Origin of the sequence: Niallia taxi, from assembly GCF_004005475.1 — a bacterium.
Lineage (GTDB): Bacteria > Bacillota > Bacilli > Bacillales > Cytobacillaceae > Niallia > Niallia taxi.
The window spans coordinates 408,862-426,089 of sequence record NZ_RZTZ01000003.1 but is presented as its reverse complement, the minus strand read 5'-3'; the positions used below and the strand labels follow the sequence as shown (position 1 = coordinate 426,089).

General features: G+C 38.8%; 17 protein-coding genes. 12 read left to right on the top strand and 5 right to left on the bottom strand.

Annotated elements, in window-relative coordinates; translation table 11 throughout:
* Nucleotides 1–4: 4 nt before the first annotated feature.
* The 8 genes from EM808_RS11290 (at nucleotide 5) to EM808_RS11260 (ending at nucleotide 7,179) form a co-directional block, all read left to right on the top strand.
* Nucleotides 5–1,090, top strand: a complete 1,086-nt coding sequence (locus tag EM808_RS11290; RefSeq protein WP_127738364.1) for a PTS fructose transporter subunit IIC — start codon at nucleotides 5–7, stop codon at nucleotides 1,088–1,090.
* An 18-nt stretch (nucleotides 1,091–1,108) separates the two neighbouring features.
* Entirely contained in the window at nucleotides 1,109–1,963 is an 855-nt protein-coding gene (locus EM808_RS11285) for a class II fructose-bisphosphate aldolase (protein WP_127738308.1), read from the top strand.
* Nucleotides 1,964–1,992: 29 nt separating this feature from the next.
* Complete coding sequence (locus EM808_RS11280) at nucleotides 1,993–2,892, top strand: ketose-bisphosphate aldolase (protein WP_127738307.1); 900 nt, start codon at nucleotides 1,993–1,995, stop codon at nucleotides 2,890–2,892.
* 606 nt (nucleotides 2,893–3,498) lie between these two features.
* Nucleotides 3,499–4,065, top strand: coding sequence for a hypothetical protein (locus EM808_RS11275; protein WP_127738306.1), 567 nt, complete (start codon nucleotides 3,499–3,501; stop codon nucleotides 4,063–4,065).
* An 80-nt stretch (nucleotides 4,066–4,145) separates the two neighbouring features.
* The gene (locus EM808_RS11270; RefSeq protein ID WP_127738305.1) at nucleotides 4,146–4,442 is read left to right on the top strand and encodes a hypothetical protein; all 297 of its coding nucleotides are present in this window, start codon (nucleotides 4,146–4,148) and stop codon (nucleotides 4,440–4,442) included.
* A 227-nt stretch (nucleotides 4,443–4,669) separates the two neighbouring features.
* Nucleotides 4,670–4,816 (top strand): hypothetical protein, encoded by a 147-nt coding sequence (locus EM808_RS28555; RefSeq protein WP_164849632.1) that lies wholly within the window; start codon nucleotides 4,670–4,672, stop codon nucleotides 4,814–4,816.
* 518 nt (nucleotides 4,817–5,334) lie between these two features.
* Complete coding sequence (locus EM808_RS11265) at nucleotides 5,335–6,513, top strand: processed acidic surface protein (protein WP_127738304.1); 1,179 nt, start codon at nucleotides 5,335–5,337, stop codon at nucleotides 6,511–6,513.
* 3 nt (nucleotides 6,514–6,516) lie between these two features.
* Nucleotides 6,517–7,179 (top strand): class D sortase, encoded by a 663-nt coding sequence (locus EM808_RS11260; RefSeq protein WP_127738303.1) that lies wholly within the window; start codon nucleotides 6,517–6,519, stop codon nucleotides 7,177–7,179.
* 119 nt (nucleotides 7,180–7,298) lie between these two features.
* On the opposite strand, the gene EM808_RS11255 is transcribed toward EM808_RS11260, so the two are convergent.
* The 4 genes from EM808_RS11255 to EM808_RS29760 form a co-directional block, all read right to left on the bottom strand.
* Nucleotides 7,299–10,382, bottom strand: a complete 3,084-nt coding sequence (locus tag EM808_RS11255) for an Ig-like domain-containing protein (protein WP_235856596.1) — start codon at nucleotides 10,380–10,382, stop codon at nucleotides 7,299–7,301.
* A gap of 156 nt (nucleotides 10,383–10,538) precedes the next feature.
* Nucleotides 10,539–10,961, bottom strand: coding sequence for a hypothetical protein (locus tag EM808_RS11250; RefSeq protein WP_127738302.1), 423 nt, complete (start codon nucleotides 10,959–10,961; stop codon nucleotides 10,539–10,541).
* A 62-nt stretch (nucleotides 10,962–11,023) separates the two neighbouring features.
* Entirely contained in the window at nucleotides 11,024–11,506 is a 483-nt protein-coding gene (locus EM808_RS11245; protein WP_164849631.1) for a competence protein ComK, read from the bottom strand.
* A 159-nt stretch (nucleotides 11,507–11,665) separates the two neighbouring features.
* The gene (locus tag EM808_RS29760; RefSeq protein ID WP_412973743.1) at nucleotides 11,666–11,869 is read right to left on the bottom strand and encodes a helix-turn-helix domain-containing protein; all 204 of its coding nucleotides are present in this window, start codon (nucleotides 11,867–11,869) and stop codon (nucleotides 11,666–11,668) included.
* A 319-nt stretch (nucleotides 11,870–12,188) separates the two neighbouring features.
* Between EM808_RS29760 and EM808_RS11235 the strand changes: the two genes are divergently transcribed.
* The gene (locus EM808_RS11235; protein ID WP_127738299.1) at nucleotides 12,189–13,040 is read left to right on the top strand and encodes a hypothetical protein; all 852 of its coding nucleotides are present in this window, start codon (nucleotides 12,189–12,191) and stop codon (nucleotides 13,038–13,040) included.
* 37 nt (nucleotides 13,041–13,077) lie between these two features.
* On the opposite strand, the gene EM808_RS29510 is transcribed toward EM808_RS11235, so the two are convergent.
* Complete coding sequence (locus tag EM808_RS29510) at nucleotides 13,078–13,206, bottom strand: hypothetical protein (protein ID WP_268926504.1); 129 nt, start codon at nucleotides 13,204–13,206, stop codon at nucleotides 13,078–13,080.
* Nucleotides 13,207–13,579: 373 nt separating this feature from the next.
* Here EM808_RS29510 and EM808_RS11230 point away from each other — a divergent pair, with 373 nt between their 5' ends.
* From EM808_RS11230 to EM808_RS11220, 3 genes are read left to right on the top strand one after another with little or no spacing between them, the layout of a single operon-like run.
* A complete protein-coding gene (locus EM808_RS11230) occupies nucleotides 13,580–14,557 on the top strand; it encodes a glycosyltransferase family 2 protein (protein WP_127738298.1) in 978 nt (325 codons plus the stop codon).
* Between the two features lie 30 nt (nucleotides 14,558–14,587).
* Nucleotides 14,588–15,676, top strand: coding sequence for a polysaccharide pyruvyl transferase family protein (locus EM808_RS11225; protein WP_127738297.1), 1,089 nt, complete (start codon nucleotides 14,588–14,590; stop codon nucleotides 15,674–15,676).
* A 12-nt stretch (nucleotides 15,677–15,688) separates the two neighbouring features.
* Nucleotides 15,689–17,215 (top strand): lipopolysaccharide biosynthesis protein, encoded by a 1,527-nt coding sequence (locus EM808_RS11220; RefSeq protein ID WP_127738296.1) that lies wholly within the window; start codon nucleotides 15,689–15,691, stop codon nucleotides 17,213–17,215.
* Nucleotides 17,216–17,228 lie beyond the last annotated feature (13 nt).

Here is a 17,228-nt window from a genome sequence, read left to right as displayed (position 1 = left end):
TATGCTGAAAAAACTGCAAATTAAAAAGCATGCATTAACTGCTATATCCTATATGCTTCCATTAGTAGTAGCATCAGGGCTGCTAATTGCCATCGGAAATCTGACAGGCGGGACAGTCATTGAAAATTACCAAGCAGCATTTTCAATCCCGTCTGCTCTTGTCTCTTTAGGTGTTTTAGGAATGGGCTTGCTTGCTCCGGTCATAGCTGGGGCAATTGCCTACTCCATTGCAGATAGACCAGGGATAGCACCAGGCCTGCTGATGGGTCTTATCGCAAATGCAATTGGTGCTGGGTTCTTGGGTGGTATGCTTGGCGGTTTTATCGTTGGTTATTTCGTTCTCTTCTTGAAGAATAATTTGAAGGTGCCGAGATGGGCAGAGGGACTTATGCCGATGATGATTATTCCGCTCATCTCAAGTCTGGTCGTTGGTCTCCTTATGTTCTTCGTGCTAGGGGTGCCAATTGTCTGGGCGACAGATGGACTGACAGCATTCTTAACAAGTATGCAGGGCTCGATGCGCTTCTTGTTTGGAGCAATCTTAGGTGGCATGGCAGCCTTTGACTTCGGTGGTCCAGTCAATAAAGTCGCTTCCCTTTTTGCCGATGGTCTGTTACTTGAAGGAATATACGAGCCAGAGGCAGTTAAAATATTAGCATCAATGGTGCCTCCATTCGGTGTGGCGATTTCATGGGTATTATCTAAAGCCTTGAAAAAGAAAAAATATACGAAATCAGAAGAGGATAATATTAAAATCGCCTTTCCAATGGGAGTTTGTATGATTACAGAAGGTGTTATCCCGATTGCTGCGGTTGATATTGTCAGAGTCGTAGTTTCCTGTACACTCGGGGCCGCTGTTGGCGGGGGATTCTCGATGCTGTGGGGTGTGGGCTCACCAGTGCCATCTGGCGGTATGTTCATCGTACCGGCAATGAATCATCCAATCCTATTCTGTCTGGCATTGCTGATTGGTTCTGTCGTAACAGGCTTGATGCTGTTCTTCTGGAAGAAGGAGCCTGTTGAGAAAGCGGAAGAGGAAACAACAGAGGAAGAGGAAATGGATTTATCTGATATTAAAATCTCATTCTAATCAGGAGGGAAAAAGCTTATGTATGTTTCCATGAAAGGCATGCTGGCGCGTGCCAACAAAGGAAAGTACGCGGTGATGGCCATCAATTGCTTCAATTTAGAAACAGCAAAGGCAGTTATACTTGCTGCTCAAGAATTACGGGCGCCTGTCATCATTGATCTGCTGCAAGACCATTTGCAGGCACATCTTGGCAGTAACCTGCTGACGCGTCCAATCATTGAAATGGCTCGGAGTGCAAGTGTGGAGGTTGCTGTTAATCTCGACCACGGCAAGGATGTAGGCTTTGTGAAAAGATGCTTAAGAGATGGCTTTTCAAGTGTCATGATGGATGCGTCAGCATATCCTCTTGAACAAAACATTGAGATTACAAAAAAGATGGTTGAGTTTGCTCAAACCTATGATGCTAGTGTAGAAGGGGAAATTGGCAATATCGGCTCTGTTTCCCGCAATAATCTGACTAGTGATGAAATGTATACAGATCCAGATGCAGCGATTGAGTATGCAAGACGGACAGGAATTGACGCACTGGCGATTTCTTATGGCTCAAGCCACGGCGACTATCCAGATGGCTATGTACCGCCATTCCGCTTTGACATTGTCGAGAAAATCAAGGCAGAAACAAATATTCCCCTTGTTCTGCACGGTGGGTCAGGCTGCGGGGAAGCTAATATAAAGAAGTCGATTGCTCTTGGCATCAACAAAATTAACGTTGGCTCTGACTTTATGAAGGCACAAGTAAATAGCATCCAAGAATACTTGAAGGATAATGAAAATATCGATTATGTCCGCCTTATACAAGGAACAGTCGATGCTGGCAAGGAAATGGTCAAATATTATATCGACATGGCTGAATCTACAGGTAAATCATTATAAAAAAATTCTAAACGGAAAGAGGAGAGGCAATGTTAGTAAACATGAAGCAGTTATTAGAAGTGGCACAGGAGCATCAATTTGCGGTAGGAGCCTTTAATGTGGCAGATAGTAATTTCTTAAGAGTTGTTGTGGAAGAGGCAGAGAAGAACAATTCGCCAGCTATTATCGCAGTCCACCCGACAGAGCTTGATTTTACAAAGGATGATTTCTTCCATTATGTGCTTGCGCGCATTAAAAATAGCCATGTCCCATTTGTACTTCATCTCGATCATGGAGACAGTGTGGAAAATATCATGAGAGCAATCCATGTTGGCTTCAGCTCTGTTATGATTGACGGCTCCCTTCTGCCACTTGAAGAGAATATCAGGATTACGAAGCAAATTGTCGATATCGCCCATCCCCTTGGTGTTTCTGTAGAAGGAGAGCTTGGAACAATCGGCAATACTGGCACAACGATTGAAGGCGGCGTGACAGAGGTTATTTACACAAGACCAGAGGATGCAAAGGAATTCGTGGAAAGCACTGGTGTAGACACATTGGCAGTCGCTATTGGAACTTGCCACGGCATTTATCCGAAGGACATGAAGCCACAGCTGCACATGGATATTTTGCGCCAAATTAAAGAGGTTGTTGATATCCCGCTCGTACTGCATGGCGGCTCTGCCAATCCAGATGAAGAAATCGCCGAAGCTGTTAAAATCGGTATTCAAAAGGTCAATATCTCATCTGACTACAAATATGCTTTCTACAAAAAATGCCGTGAAATACTGGCAGAAACAGAGCTATGGGATCCAAACGCGATTTATCCTGATTGCATTGATGCGGCAAAAGAAGTTGTTCAATATAAAATGAATTTGTTTCAGTCAGTGGATAAGGCAGATGTGTATAGAACTGAAAATGTACTTGCGTGGAGAACGGCCCAGCTTTAAGTAATAATAAAAGGACTTATATAAAGTGACTAACATTTGTGAAAAAAGTCACAAAAATAATAACAGTAAAAGCAGGAGATAATCTTCCTGCTTTTTTCAATGCGTTATGAAACATAAATAAAAAAACTCTCCTTTCCTTATGGAAGGGAGAGCAAGCAGTTGGTGATTGACTATTATGCTAAAAAGAACCTTAAGAAGGTTTAAGTATAGTGAGAATCTTTCTAATATTATCTATGGACATACCTATCTCCTTAGCATATGTAATCAATTCTATCCAATCGGTATCTAGCTCTTGATTGTCTTTTATAGAATTCAACATATAATCTCCTATAGGTATTTTGTCACAGTATTAATCATACGTTAAATAGTTACTTAGATAAAGAAAAAAAGTTCGACATTATTCTACAGAAGCATGGTAGCATAGTAACCAATGTCTTTATTAGCATGCTTTATATTGGGTCGCCAGTAATAAATCGTCCAACATATAATCGCATGACTTTTTAGTTTAATAGAAGGAGAAATCAAATGAAGAAACGATTACAAAAATGTTATAATTTGTATTAAGTTCAATATTCTACTAAAAGTATAAACGCAGGAGGTGGTAAATTGAGAAAAATGAGATCCTATAAGGGATATGCAATTATTTTTACTCTTCTTTTATGTTGGATATGGATGCTTTTTTACATACTTAATGTATTAGTTGGCGGAATAGTTGGCGTTGTAGTGGCTTGTCTAGCAACACTATTAACATGCTACATAGTGAAGGAAAGAATAGAACGACGAATTTTTATCCAGTTTTTAGAAGTGTCTAAAGAAAGATTGCATGTTCTTGAAGAGCTAATCGATACATCTGAAAATATTTTAGATGAGATTGCTAACATAACAGAATCTGATGTGAAATGCTCTGTTAGGAATTCGCAAATACAACAAGATTTACAGCATTTTTATCATAAACTAGTAAGCTCTGATTTAGAAATTGTATATAAATATATGGAGTATGATTCCATTGTTAGGGTGAAAAATAAGTTATCATCACTTAAGGAACTATCTGAAAAGGCATCCTTTAATGATGTAGATGCAGTGAGTGCCGTAGAAGATATTAGCGAAGTCTATATTATATTTGATACAAATAGACAAAGCGTGGAAGAAATATTGAAAATAAAAATTAATTAATAAAATTTAAAGCAACTAAGGAAAATCTCCCTCAAACCCAACATACAATGAATGAACAATATTATTGAGGGTGATGGAAGATGAAAGGCTTCAGCCGTCTTGGAGAGCTTTGGTGGCAGGGCATCACTTTACAGCATGTCTCACATAAAGGGATTATCATCCCGTACTTGGCTTTTCTGTTTGTTGCCTTATTGTTTGAATTGTTTTTAGCTGTGCTTTTCGTTGTGTCCTGTTTTATCTTCTATGTAAACCACTACTGGCCGTCTGCCCCATTTTATATTGGTGCTGCCGTTCTTGCATTGTTAATTGGCTTCACCATTTCCTCTGTACTTGTCATTCTTCAACGGAAAAAAAGTCACCTAAAAAGCAGCAAATAACTACCCGCACCATTAAGCGGCAATTATTTGCTGTTTTTTTGCTTGTATTTGAGCAAGCTACCAGTTTAGCAGCCTAGAAATATGGGAAAGAAAAAGGGAATTAGGCACATTGTTAAAGGAAAGGGCTTATCACAAGATAACGTTCCGCTTGTAACGGGCATATGATATTAAATATTTACTGTTTAGACCTGCCTTTTGAAATAAATAAATCAAAATGGAGCGATCACATGGCTGACAATAAAGAGGAATTCAAGACATTATTGCTGAGTGTATACAATAAAGGCAATGAGGGTGCAACAATGAAGGAATTGATGAGCCTGTTAGAGTCTGAATTGGCAAAGCTGAATAGCAATGTAGGGCAACGTATCCGGTAGAGGGTTCCTATGTACTTTGGCGTTATTTGCCTATGCCCAGGATGTATTCTATGTCATTTTGGCGTATTAGGTGCAAATATTTTTTTGAGAAGCTCCGAGCATTTTGGGGGCTTTTCTTTATGCTCAAGAGTTAGAATATGCTTGGTTGTCTGAAAATGTTCAATGCAACTAAAAGAAAAGTGTTCACGGAGTAGTTGTGCTGATATGGTAAATTGAAAATGTTCAATGAAAGAAGTATATACTTACTAAAATGATGGAGATTACAAATGCAGGCAGTCAAAACAGAAGCTACTAGATTTACCTCTGACCCTGACTGGATTTCCTCGCTTTTTAAACAATAGGAAAAGGATACTCTTAAGGTTGTTTTTGTAAAAAATATACTTTTTTTACTTGGTATGGAACTCTAGTAAAATTGCAACATAAATATTTTATTTTTACAAATTATTTTTATTCCTATTCCCTTTTTCTGCAAGTATAATAAATTGAATACAAAAATATAGATTATTCAGGGGGAAACAATGAAGCGTTTACTATGTTTATTAACGGCTATTTTGTTGGCTTTAAGCCTTCAGCCTGCGGCTTCATTTGCGATGGGATCTAATGATAAGGATTTCGAAGCATATTTAGCAGAAATAGGCTGGGAGAAACAAGATTATCTTGATTATTTGAAAAGCAAAGATTGGTCTATGAGTTATTTCGAATCTGTTGATGAGCTGGGAACACCGTTAACAGAGGAATCTATTAAACCGATTATGACAGACTATGATTTAACAAGAGAGGAATTAAATGAGCTTCTTGTTGAATATGGTGATATAGAAGAGGGACAAGACGTTCTTGATAGTGAATATTATATTTTTGCTGAAGAACTTTATGAGACTGTAGGCTATTATTTAGAAGATGACTATGGTACGCCAATTACTGATGAAAATCTTCAGCAGCTGTTGGATGATTATGGCTTTGCTTCTAAAGCAGAGTTAGAAGAATATCTACAGCAGTTTGACGAGTCTATTGACTACTATGATTATATCGAAGATCTTGACTACACTGTTGACTATTACATCAATGGCGGTGCAGATTTAGAAGCAGAAATGGATGAGCTGTTCCAATCTTTGCAGCTTACAGATGAAGAGATGGAAAGATTGTTTGAGCATTTCATGACAGTTTATGAGAACAACCCAGATTTTGAGGATCAATTATTAGCTTTAAGTGATAGAATGATGGCATTTGCTGACTTCGAATCTGCGGACGAGCTGACAGCGGAGCAAATTGCGGAGCTTTTGGATATTTCTAACGATATGCTTGATATCTTCCAGCTTGATGTGAAATATTATCTTGTAAAGGATGGTGTGAAGCAGCCATTATCTATTCAAGCAATGATGACAATGACTTCAACAAACGGAGCAGACTTGCTTATTGAGTTATACAATAAACAAGGAGATTTCCTTGCTGATGTTATTCTTACTAAAGAATTGTTTGGTTCTGATTTAATCAATGAAACAGGTAAGGACCTTCAGGAAGCAGAAAAGATTGTGAAGGAAACACCTGTTAAAGCTTCTACAAAAGCTGTTCAAAAAACAGTTAAAGGCGGAAAGCTGCCAAACACAGCATCCGACTACCTGCAAAACACAATGATCGGACTTGTGATTGTTCTTGCTGGTGTTGTATTGTTTAGACGTGTTTGGGTGAAAGGACAGTAAAAAATGCGAGCAGCCAATAAAAACAGAAGAGGAAATAGTCGCAAGCAATGGATTCTTCTTTCATTGACTGCTGCTGTCATATTAATTGGAGTCTGGGTTGCCAGCTCCAATTTTTATCCTTTCTTAAAAGGCTATTTCCTTTATAAGACAGAGCAAGTGAAGGCAGATGATTTGCCGAAGGAAGAAAAAACTCCTCCACAGGAGGAGGAAAAAGAAGAACCAGCTAAAAGCGAACCACTTTATACAGAAATGCCGGCAGTAGGGGAGAATATGGGGGAGCTCATTATTCCGAAGCTTGATGCTGTTTTGCCGATTATTCACGGAACAGATGAGGACGAGTTAGAAAAGGGTGTTGGTCATTTTGCCGGCAGTGTAATGCCTGGTGAGAATGACAACACTGTTTTGTCTGGACACAGGGATACTGTGTTCAGACGGCTTGGCGAAGTCGGTAAAGGCGATCTGCTGACAGTGAAGACATCTGCTGGTGAATTCACGTATAAAGTGAAAAGGGTAAGGATTGTTGATAAGGATGACCGTACTGTTATAGTGCCAAAGCCAAAAGCAACCTTGACCGTTACAACCTGCTACCCGTTCAACTATATCGGTGACGCACCTAGACGATATATTCTTGTTGCTGATTTAGTAGAGGAGGAGCTTAATAGCTGATAAAAAAACGAAGCTTCTAGCAGAGAGGCTTCGTTTTTTGCTGGTCAGGCAGTATTAATCAAACGTTTGTTTAAAAGTAAAGAAAAGGCGTTCTGAAGCTGTTTTCAGAACGCCTTTTTCTATTTTACTTTGATTGTCCGGTAATTACTTTTGTTGCCTGCCTTGTCTTTTGCGTACAGCTTCAAGGTGGTGCCTTTTTTCTGCTTGCTGATTCTTACAGTATAGGTTCCTTTGGAGCTGACAGAGGCTTTCCCTAAATACTTGCTGCCTCTGTATACATATACAATCGCATATTTCTCCGCACTGCCAGAGATGCTCGTCGATTTATATGTGACTGTTTTTGCACTTGGTATGCCAGGTGCTGTTTTGTCTGCTACCTTAATAGATACGGAACTGCTTTTATTATAAGCAGCATCCTCTGCGTACACCGTTAAATACGTGCCAGCCTTTTGTTTGGCTATTTTAACTTTATAGGCGCCCTTACTGTCTGCCGTTGCACTTCCAAGTGTTGTGCTGCCTCTTTTAACATACACCTTTGCCTTTGCTTCTGTTTTGCCTGTCACATAGGTTGTTAAATCACTTATCGAGGTAACACTTGGCTTGCTTGGTGGTGTCTTGTCCAAAACGGTGACAATGGTTTCCTCACTCTTATTGCCAGCTTTATCCGTTGCACTGACAGAAAGCTTTGTACCTGCCTTCTGCTTTGCAATCGGAACGAGATAGCCGCCATTTGCACTAACTGTTCCTTTTGCCATTATCGTATTGCCTGACCGTATTTGTATGATAGAACCTGCTTCGGCACTGCCAGTCATCGCTGTTGATGTATCAATAACAGTTATCACCTTTGGCTTTGCAGGTGGAGTCTTGTCGATAACCGTGACTGTTGTGTCCATTCCTTTATTACCAGCTTTGTCTGTTGCATTCACATATAGCTTTACGCCAGCCTTTTGCTTGGAGATAGCTACCTTAAACACACCCTTGTCATCTGCTGTTGCCTTTCCGATTGTCGTATAGCCTGAACGGACTTGTACAGTGGCACCTGCCTCAGCGGTTCCTGTAACGGCTGTTTGGGCATCGCTGACAGAGCTAACGTACGGCTTGGCAGGTGCTGTTTTGTCTTGCACAGCAATAACTGCCTGTGAACTGCTGCTGCCCGTTGCATTGACCGCATAGACCGCAAGCTTTGTGCCAGCCTTTTGCTTCGGAATCGTTATTTGGAAGATGCCATTGCTTGCTGCTGTACCGCTGCCAATAAGGCTGCCATTTGCTGTGATTTTAATCGTGGTGTACGGCTCGGCAATTCCACTTAATTTCGTATCCGTATCTGCTATTGCATAAACAGTTGGTGTCGTCGGTACGGCTGAGCTGTTTCCGCTTGTCAGCATGGTATAAGTTATATCTCCACCCTTTGCTGTTGGTACAACAAAGTCCTCTGGCGAGCTTAGCGCCATAACAACAGCACCGCCGCCTTTTAAGGAAAGTGTCCCTGTGTCGCTGTACAGCTTCACCTTTAGTGCATCAAAAGCAGGGACACCGTTAAAGCCATACGGACCAGAATCCTTCTTTAATACAAGTGCAGCCCGAAAGTTCGTCATAAATTGACCGAACGACAAACTTGGGTCGATGTATTTATGGATGATATTCTCAACAGCTTTGTAACTGCTGTTTGTGTCTGCAATGATTTCCTTAAAGATGCTGTCACCTTGTCCTGCCTGGTATTTCAAGTATTGCAGGAACAAGTAGGAGAGGGAATAGTTTGCTAATGTGTCTCCATAATAATCCCAGTTAAGTAAGGACTGTCCTGCTGTAATGCTTGTGCTGGTGTTATAATAATCAATTCTGCTTTGCAGGACATTCTTTGAGTACATTTGCTCTGCTGCCATCGACATGCCTTCATCAAGCCATGTGTCTAGCTGTGTTGTTCCTTGAACGAACACGTTTTGATTATAGCTGACCATATGCTGGAACTCGTGGGCAAGTGTCATATAGGCTTCTGAGACATCTGGTTCACCGCCGGATTTTTCCATGAGCGGGTACGTATCAAGGTAGAAAATCTCTGACTTATTTGAGTTTGTGTAATTATATAAATCGACAGGTGAAAAGTAGCCTGCAACAAAACCGCCTGTGCCATCAAAGCCGTCCTGAATATCAAATGTAAGAATGTTAACCTTTCCATCATTATTAACATCTGATTCGTTCCCAAAATTAGCTGTCACTGTACTGTGAATAGAATCATCAAATTCCTCGCCAAGCTGTGCAGCCTCCTCCGCTGTTATCTCATTATTGTATACCCATACATTATTGTGTGTGCCGCTGTACAGGAGTTTTGCTGTTAGCTGGTAATTTTGCTCTGTTTCCATATTTGTGACCCAAAAGGATTTACTGTCACCTTCTTCATAGGAGGCAAGAACGGATCTATTATTGCGTGCTGTTACTTTATCTGCATCCTCTGAATCGAATGGAATAACATAATCAAGCATATACGCTTCTTTGCCGTGATTTCTGTTAAGCGAATATTCGTCATTGTTTATTTCCAATGAGCCTGTACTTTCACTCACATAGGCATTCGTCGATTCATTGTTGATTAAGCTGTAATAGCTTGTCCCGTTGCTGGTGTTCAACGCTGTTCCAGTATAAAAAGGATTTGTTACCTTAAAGTAAATAGTGTCCGTATAATATAAATCAGACGGGGTCTTGGAGATACCAAGCCGGATGTATATATAGGGACTATCATGATAAAGCGATTTAGGAACACTAATATCGAGCTTCATGTTTCCGAACGAGGAAGACATGTCCTTTGAAACGCCTCCAATATACGACATTGAACCGTTATTGTTTGTATAAAATTCAATTGCCAGAAAGTCGTCCTTTATCGTACTGTCGTTTTGCAGAGAAAGATGCATATCCATCGCAGAATCCATTGTTTCAGACGAAGTTACACCAATATAAGTAATCGCATTCATGCTGCCGCCACTGTCTGTTAAGCTTCCAACAACTGCACCATCTCTAATGAGCGGATAATCCTCAGCACTGTCAAAATCAAAGCTTTTGCTTGTATCAAGGCGCGGAATCATATTCCTGTTCAAGCTAGTGCTAACAGCCGCCACTCTCAAGGAAGTTTCCTCAGAGGATTGGGCAAAAGCACTGCAAGGCACGGAAAAGAGTAAAAAAATCGCAGACACCCCAGAAATTATTTTCCTCAATTGTCGTTCATCCTTCCTGAATAAAACCAAATAAAAACTTGTTTTCTATTCTATCGGAGGATTTTAAATAGATTGTAATAGTAAAAGATTCCTGATGGATTAAAAAAAGCACTTTCACTTAAAATTCAAGTGAAAGTGCTTTTTGGGCTTTTATACTTATGGAGATCTTCTCGTCCGCCCAGCCTTTGCCTTTTTCGTTGATGCTCTCCTAATAGCAAAAGAGATAATTCTATATATCACATATATAGCGAAAAACAGTAAAAACCCGTAAATGCCGACAACTGCATCTTGGAATTCCATATTGCCTCTGCCTGTGATGCCTTGCTGTATTTCGATTGCGAAGACAAGGACTAGGATGAGTGTGAAGGTATAGATGAAGGAAATGATTGTGATGCTCCATTTGGCGAGCCTTTTGAAGATAAAATGAACAATGAAAAAGGAAAGGATACCGATGATGCCGATAATCCAAAGATGCAAATCCTTATCTGTAGCTTGTAAGCCAAGATGGACGGCTGCATTCATGATTATGTCATGTATTTCGTTCATAATTGCTGCGATAAACCGAATAATATCTGCCATATATTCCTCCTAATCAACACTTTATACCATTAATAACTGATTTTATTATGGTTGGCAAGGAATTATGGCATTACAGGGAGATCGCCGCTCAGTGCTTTCACACACATCCATGTTCTGTACATCTGCTTATCAAGTGTATGAGGGGATGCCTTTAGCTGCAGTTTTTGGCCATTTTGAAACAAAACCGTCGTCTCTTTATTTGTAACAGAGGCAGCAGCAGAAATAAGATTTACATGGGAGAAAAATATCCAGTGGCAGTCCATTTGACTTGGTGACTGTGTCGGGAAGGCATAGATGTTTTTACGGGGGTTAATGGGGATAGGGACCTTTCTTTTTATCCCTGTCAAAAAGGACATAGAAGAGCGCCGTCCATCGTATTCTGCTCCGCCGATTAACGCTGCGTGCTTAATCAGCTCCAGCGGCGTTTTCTTAACGTAGTATTCCTCTTTTCCCTCCATGGCAATTGTGCCGTACTCCAGGTTGTATGCAGGTATTAGGGCAAGTGTTTTTTCACTGATTTCATAATCATTGCAGATCTTTTCCATAGCCATACACTCCTTATTTGGGATAAAAGGGAGGTTTGTATGCAGCAAGCTCTAAGAAAGAGAAAAATTTTTTGCGGAAGGTATTCTCTTGTATTTCTTGGATAAAGTAAAAAATACAGGATTGGAGAGGATTTAAAGGGGAAAGGAAGCTCGAAAAGACTAAAACTGTTCCTTGTACTCCTTTTCTGCCTGTATGAAAAGAAAACTAGGATTGATGCCGAGTTCCTTGCATAGCTTATATAATGTAAAGGATTTTGGGATAGATGTACCTCGTTCGATTCTGCCGATGAAATTTGGGCTCATGCTTGTCCGTTCTGCAAGCCCTTCAAGGGATAAGCCCCTTTTCATTCTCGCATAGCGGATTTGTTTTCCTAATGAACTCGCAAAAAATTTCTCATTAACATGTCAAACCTTCTTTTAGCATTATTATCCATTAAAAAAGAAGGCGTTTCCACAACCGGGAGTTAGTGATTTTACATTAATAGTAAATAGTTTGTGGAAAAAACTTGAACGCACATTTTCTAATGGAAATCTCATTATGGCACGTTTCGACATGTACGTCTTCGGCATTTCGCATCATTCTTTAAAAAAAGTTTGTAAGTGGAGAGTTTTTTGGAAGGGAAAAAAGAAATAGAGGTCGAAATATTTAGGAGAGCAATACTTTTTTTAAATTCTTGAAAGGGTGATTTTTATTGTTATTCAATCAGCAAAACTAACCAGTCTAGCTAAAGAATGTTTAGAAAACTACGAACTGAAAAAAGATTTATCCTATGTTGTAAAAACTTCTATGCCTATTTTGTATTTTGGCAATATCAAAAAATATTTTGATTCCCCGATCCGTATTGTTACAGTCGGTTTGAATCCTTCCAAGAAGGAATTCCCTGACCCTGACCCTTTCCTACGCTTTCAGTCAATGAAAAAAGACCAATACTATGATTTCAATCAGCAATATTTGGCTGCCCTAAACAAATACTTCCAAGATAAGCCTTATAAAGAATGGTTTGATCCAGCCTATGAGCCGTTATTGAACGGCCTTAATGCCAGCTTCTATGGAAGCATGGAAAATACGGCCATTCATACAGATATTTGTTCGTCCCTTGCGACTACTCAAACTTGGGAAACGCTCAGTAAAGAAGAGCAACGCAAGCTAGAGGCTGACAGTGTCCAGCTTTGGCACAAGCTTATTGATTATTTGGAGCCAGATGTTATTCTTCTGTCCGTTGCAGGGGAGCATCTTTCCAAAATCCGTTTTGAAACAATTAATGACTGGGAAACAGTCTATACGACACAAATGGATCGTCCGTATTTGCTGAACAGTAAAAGAATAGCCTTAAGCAGCGGCAAGCAGTCATCCATCTATTTCGGAAGAGCAGCAGAATTACCGTTTGGGTTTATTTCAAGTGAAACGAAATATTCCATTGGTAAACATCTGAAGAAGCTGACAGAAAAGCAGGAATACAACCCAGCCTTTGGTCAAGCCTATATGTTCTCTGCATTGAATATCGACCAAAACGACAGCGAGATTTTTGGTTAAACAAGAAGTAAGCCTCCAAGCTTTGGAGGCTTATTTTTTATTCGTTATCCTTTTGCTCATCAGATTCTTTTTGATCTTCTTTCACATTCTTCACTTGTTCTTCGACTTTCTTTTCATCAAGTGGACGGTCCACTGTTTTGTCTTTTAAATCATTAGGTTTAACCATTTCGGACAGCCTCCTTTAAAAGTTTGTACTATATATATAGACGCTGTGGAAAATTTTAAACCCATATCTGAAAAGTAGATGCACTGCAAAGCCTGTGTAAATTTCTATGCTGCCTTTTAAGTAGATATTATGGTTATGTGGACAAGAGCAGGAAAAACATTAAAAGCAACAGGAGAATTTTTAATTTAGTGTAAAGAATTATGTTGTTTATACTAAAAAAATTCCATTTCCGTTTTTGCTTTTATAATTGTTTGTATAATAGATTGGTAATCAACAAGTAGTGCTTTCTAATGAAAGAAAAATTCTGCTAGACGGCAAAGAAACGCTGCAAACTGGACGAGAATGTACAAGCTAGTGGAGGTTAAAACAATACATGACTAATCCGTTAATAAGCATTATCGTACCGATTTATAATGTGGAGGCATATATGGCAAGATGCTTTACTTCTATTAGTAGCCAGTCATACCGAAATATCGAAATAATCGCGGTAAATGACGGCTCAACAGATAACTCCTTCCGTATGTTAGAGGGGCTTGGGAAAGAGGACAATCGAATACATATTTTACATAAAGAAAATGGCGGGCAGGCAAGTGCCCGCAATCTTGGGATGAGTGTGGCCAAAGGTGATTATTTCATGTTTGTCGACAGTGACGATTTTATGGACAGCAATGCTGTTCAAGCTTGTGTTGATGCCGTAAACAGTCAGCCTTGTGATTTAGTTGTGTTTGACTATTACAAGCATAATAAACAAGGTCAAAATGAGCATGTCCACCTTGGCAAAGAGCTGCATAGCAGCACAACAGCACCCTGGAACAAGCTTTATAGCAGAAAGCTATGGGAGAATCATCGTTTTCCTGAGGGCTATTGGTATGAGGATCTCGGCATCATACCAGTGGTAGTGGCGAACGCTAATAATGTAGTGAAAATCGATAAAGCACTCTACTATTATGACGTTTCAAGGAATTCCTCACAGACAAACACGATAAACCCTTTAAAACTGAAAGATAAGATTCATATGGTTGAAAATGTTTATCGGGAATTAGAAACTCAAGGGAAGCTTAATAAAAATATAAACAAGGTTGAGCAATTGTTTATCGATCATCTATTAAATGGACTATTATTTAAGCTCATGTATGTGGAGGATATGTCGGTAAGGCTGGAAATATCCCGTAGTATAAGAAGCACGATGGATCGCTACTTTCCAAAATGGAGGAATGCTGTGAAGCATAATAATAAAGGCATGAAGAAAATAATGAAAAGAGTCGTTATCCATCAGTACTTGAAGGGGCAGTTTCTGTTAGGAGATATGTTATTGAAGTATCCGAAGCAAATGAAAAAGAAGAGTATGTAAGGTGGAAAACTGAAAAAATGAGGTGCTTCTTTGAAAAAGGTTTTAATATCAGCATATTTAAACAATAACTTAGGAGATGATTTGTTCGTTAAAATCTTATGTGAAAGATACCCTCAAGCTCAATTTTATATTTATGAAAATAAAGCAAAGCTTCAGGCTTTTACTGACATAAAAAACTTACATGTCATTTATCCGAATACGCTATTTAAGCTGATCGATAAAATTCCCAATAAGCTTTTCAGCAAGTCGTTAGTTAGAACAGTGATTGGTTTATTTATGGATGCACATGTATGTATCGGTGGCTCTCTTTTTATCGAAAATAAGAATTGGAAAACAAAGATAAACAAGGATAAAGGAAAAATAATCAATAGTAAGCCTAATTTTTTGCTAGGGTGTAATTTTGGACCATTTGAAGAAACACAGTTTTACGAAAGCTATCAAAGCATCTTCTCGAGATACGACGATGTTTGTTTTAGAGATAAGCAATCATATGAGCTGTTTAAGGAGCTGCCAAGTGTCCGCTTAGCTCAAGATGTCGTGTTTAATTTGGAGTATCACGGAGAGGAAGCGTCTGAGAAAACGGTTGGTATCTCCTTGATAGATGTGAGTAACAGAGAAAATTTAGCGCCATTTAAAGCGGCTTATTTACAGAAGATGAAGGAGGTTTGTGAGCACTATCTCAACAAAAACTATCAAGTAGCATTATTCTCCTTTTGTAAATATGAAGGCGATGAAAAAGCGATAGCTGAATTGCTGCAGTTACTAGACACTAATTATAAGTCTAAAGTGAAAGTAGTTCCTTATGAAAACAATTTAGCCTCGGCATTAGCGGAACTGAATAAAGTGGAAATAATGTATGCTACAAGATTTCACTCCATGATTCTTGGCTTTTTATTTAATAAAAAGGTTTTTCCAATCATATACAGTAAAAAAATGACCAATGTTTTGCACGACATTAATTTTCAAGGGAAGTATTGTGAAATCAAGGATATAGCCAAGCTTGATATTTCGGAATTGGATCATTTGGAATATAAAGAGCTCGATATGCAGCATATTATCAAGGATTCCAACCAACAGTTTCTACAGCTTGATAAATACTTAGTGAATGACTGGAAATAAAAAGGAGTCAGTATGAAAGCGAAAAGAAGTTTAATAAATTTAGCCTTTGGATTGATTAGCCAAGGATTAATAATCGCATTAGGTATCTTAATCCCTCGTTTACTTTTAGTGAATTTTGGTTCTGAGGTGAATGGGTTATTATCCTCCATCGGGCAAATTATTATTTATATGTCTCTTCTAGAAGCAGGAGTTGGGGCCGCCTCATTACAAGCATTATATAAGCATGTGGCAGGCAGCAGTAAAGAAAATATCAATTCTATTCTTTCTGCTACTTCAAGCTACTACAAGAAAACAGGGATTTACTATTTTATCTGTATCATTCTACTGTCGGTTATCTATCCGCTTTTTATTGATTCATCGATTGATAAAATGACCATCATGTTCGTCATTCTCGTTACGGGGATGGGAGGAGCTATTAACTTCTATTTCCAAGGGACCTTTAAAGTCTTCTTAGTTGCAGAAGGAAAAAGCTATATAGATACCTCCATCACAACGCTGATAAATATCGTCATAAGTGGTCTTAAGATTATCTTTATCCTTAAAGGCTATAATATTATCGCAATTCAAACGACACATTTTGTATTAATGATTGTACAAATTATCATTTATCAAATTTATATGAAGAGAAATTATAAATGGTTAGATTTAAAGGTTAAGCCTAACTTTGATGCCATTTCACAAAAAAAATCAGTGATGGTTCACCAAATTTCTTATTTAATCTTTAACAATACCGATGTTCTCATTCTTACTATCTTTACGAATCTGAAGGTTGTTAGTGTATACGTGCTGTACAATATGCTTTTTTCTGTTCTTGATAAAGTAATCAGTACAGTTAATAGCAGTGTCACATTTGCCCTTGGACAAACATTTCATGAAGGCAAGGAGAAGTTCATAAGCTTGTACAATGCGTACGAGGTCTTCTTCATGTCCTTTGTGTTCTCGTTATTCACGGTGGCGTACATCTTCATTTTACCTTTTATGGAGCTGTATACTAGCGGCATTAAGGATATAAACTATATAGATTTTTGGATTCCAACATTATTTGTCATCATTAAATTATTAGTGAATGCGCGAGCGACCTCTAATAATGTTATAAATATTGCAGGCCATTTTAAAAAGACGCAAAACCGTGCCATATTGGAATGTATTATTAACCTTGTTTTCTCTATTACTCTCGTTCAGTTCCTTGGCATATATGGTGTATTGCTTGGCACGATTGCAGCACTGCTCTATCGATCAATCGATATCGTTTTATATGCAAATAAAAAAATACTCGAACGAAACGCGTGGATGACGTTAAGAAGATGGCTCACAAATATTGTCATATTTTCACTGATTGTAGCAGCGGCAAAAACAGTTAATATTTATCCGACTTCTTATGTAACTACGATAATGAGTGCTATTTTAGTTCTAGCCATTTCAGCAGTTATTTTTGTCGTTGTTAACGCACTCCTCGACAGAGAGGTTTATCACTACACGAAAGATATTATTGTTAAAGTGGTTCAGAAACAGAAGCGGAAAAAGGCTATTTCAACATAAGAGAGGGGGATGA

Excerpts from the sequence above, each read along its gene's own strand:
- EM808_RS11285 (WP_127738308.1), top strand. The coding sequence starts at position 1,109 with ATGTATGTTTCCATGAAAGGCATGCTGGCGCGTGCCAACAAAGGAAAG.
- EM808_RS11280 (WP_127738307.1), top strand. The coding sequence starts at position 1,993 with ATGTTAGTAAACATGAAGCAGTTATTAGAAGTGGCACAGGAGCATCAA.
- EM808_RS11270 (WP_127738305.1), top strand. The coding sequence starts at position 4,146 with ATGAAAGGCTTCAGCCGTCTTGGAGAGCTTTGGTGGCAGGGCATCACT.
- EM808_RS28555 (WP_164849632.1), top strand. The coding sequence starts at position 4,670 with ATGGCTGACAATAAAGAGGAATTCAAGACATTATTGCTGAGTGTATAC.
- EM808_RS11265 (WP_127738304.1), top strand. The coding sequence starts at position 5,335 with ATGAAGCGTTTACTATGTTTATTAACGGCTATTTTGTTGGCTTTAAGC.
- EM808_RS11260 (WP_127738303.1), top strand. The coding sequence starts at position 6,517 with ATGCGAGCAGCCAATAAAAACAGAAGAGGAAATAGTCGCAAGCAATGG.
- EM808_RS11250 (WP_127738302.1), bottom strand. The coding sequence starts at position 10,961 with ATGGCAGATATTATTCGGTTTATCGCAGCAATTATGAACGAAATACAT.
- EM808_RS11245 (WP_164849631.1), bottom strand. The coding sequence starts at position 11,506 with ATGGAAAAGATCTGCAATGATTATGAAATCAGTGAAAAAACACTTGCC.
- EM808_RS29510 (WP_268926504.1), bottom strand. The coding sequence starts at position 13,206 with ATGGTTAAACCTAATGATTTAAAAGACAAAACAGTGGACCGTCCACTT.
- EM808_RS11230 (WP_127738298.1), top strand. The coding sequence starts at position 13,580 with ATGACTAATCCGTTAATAAGCATTATCGTACCGATTTATAATGTGGAG.
- EM808_RS11220 (WP_127738296.1), top strand. The coding sequence starts at position 15,689 with ATGAAAGCGAAAAGAAGTTTAATAAATTTAGCCTTTGGATTGATTAGC.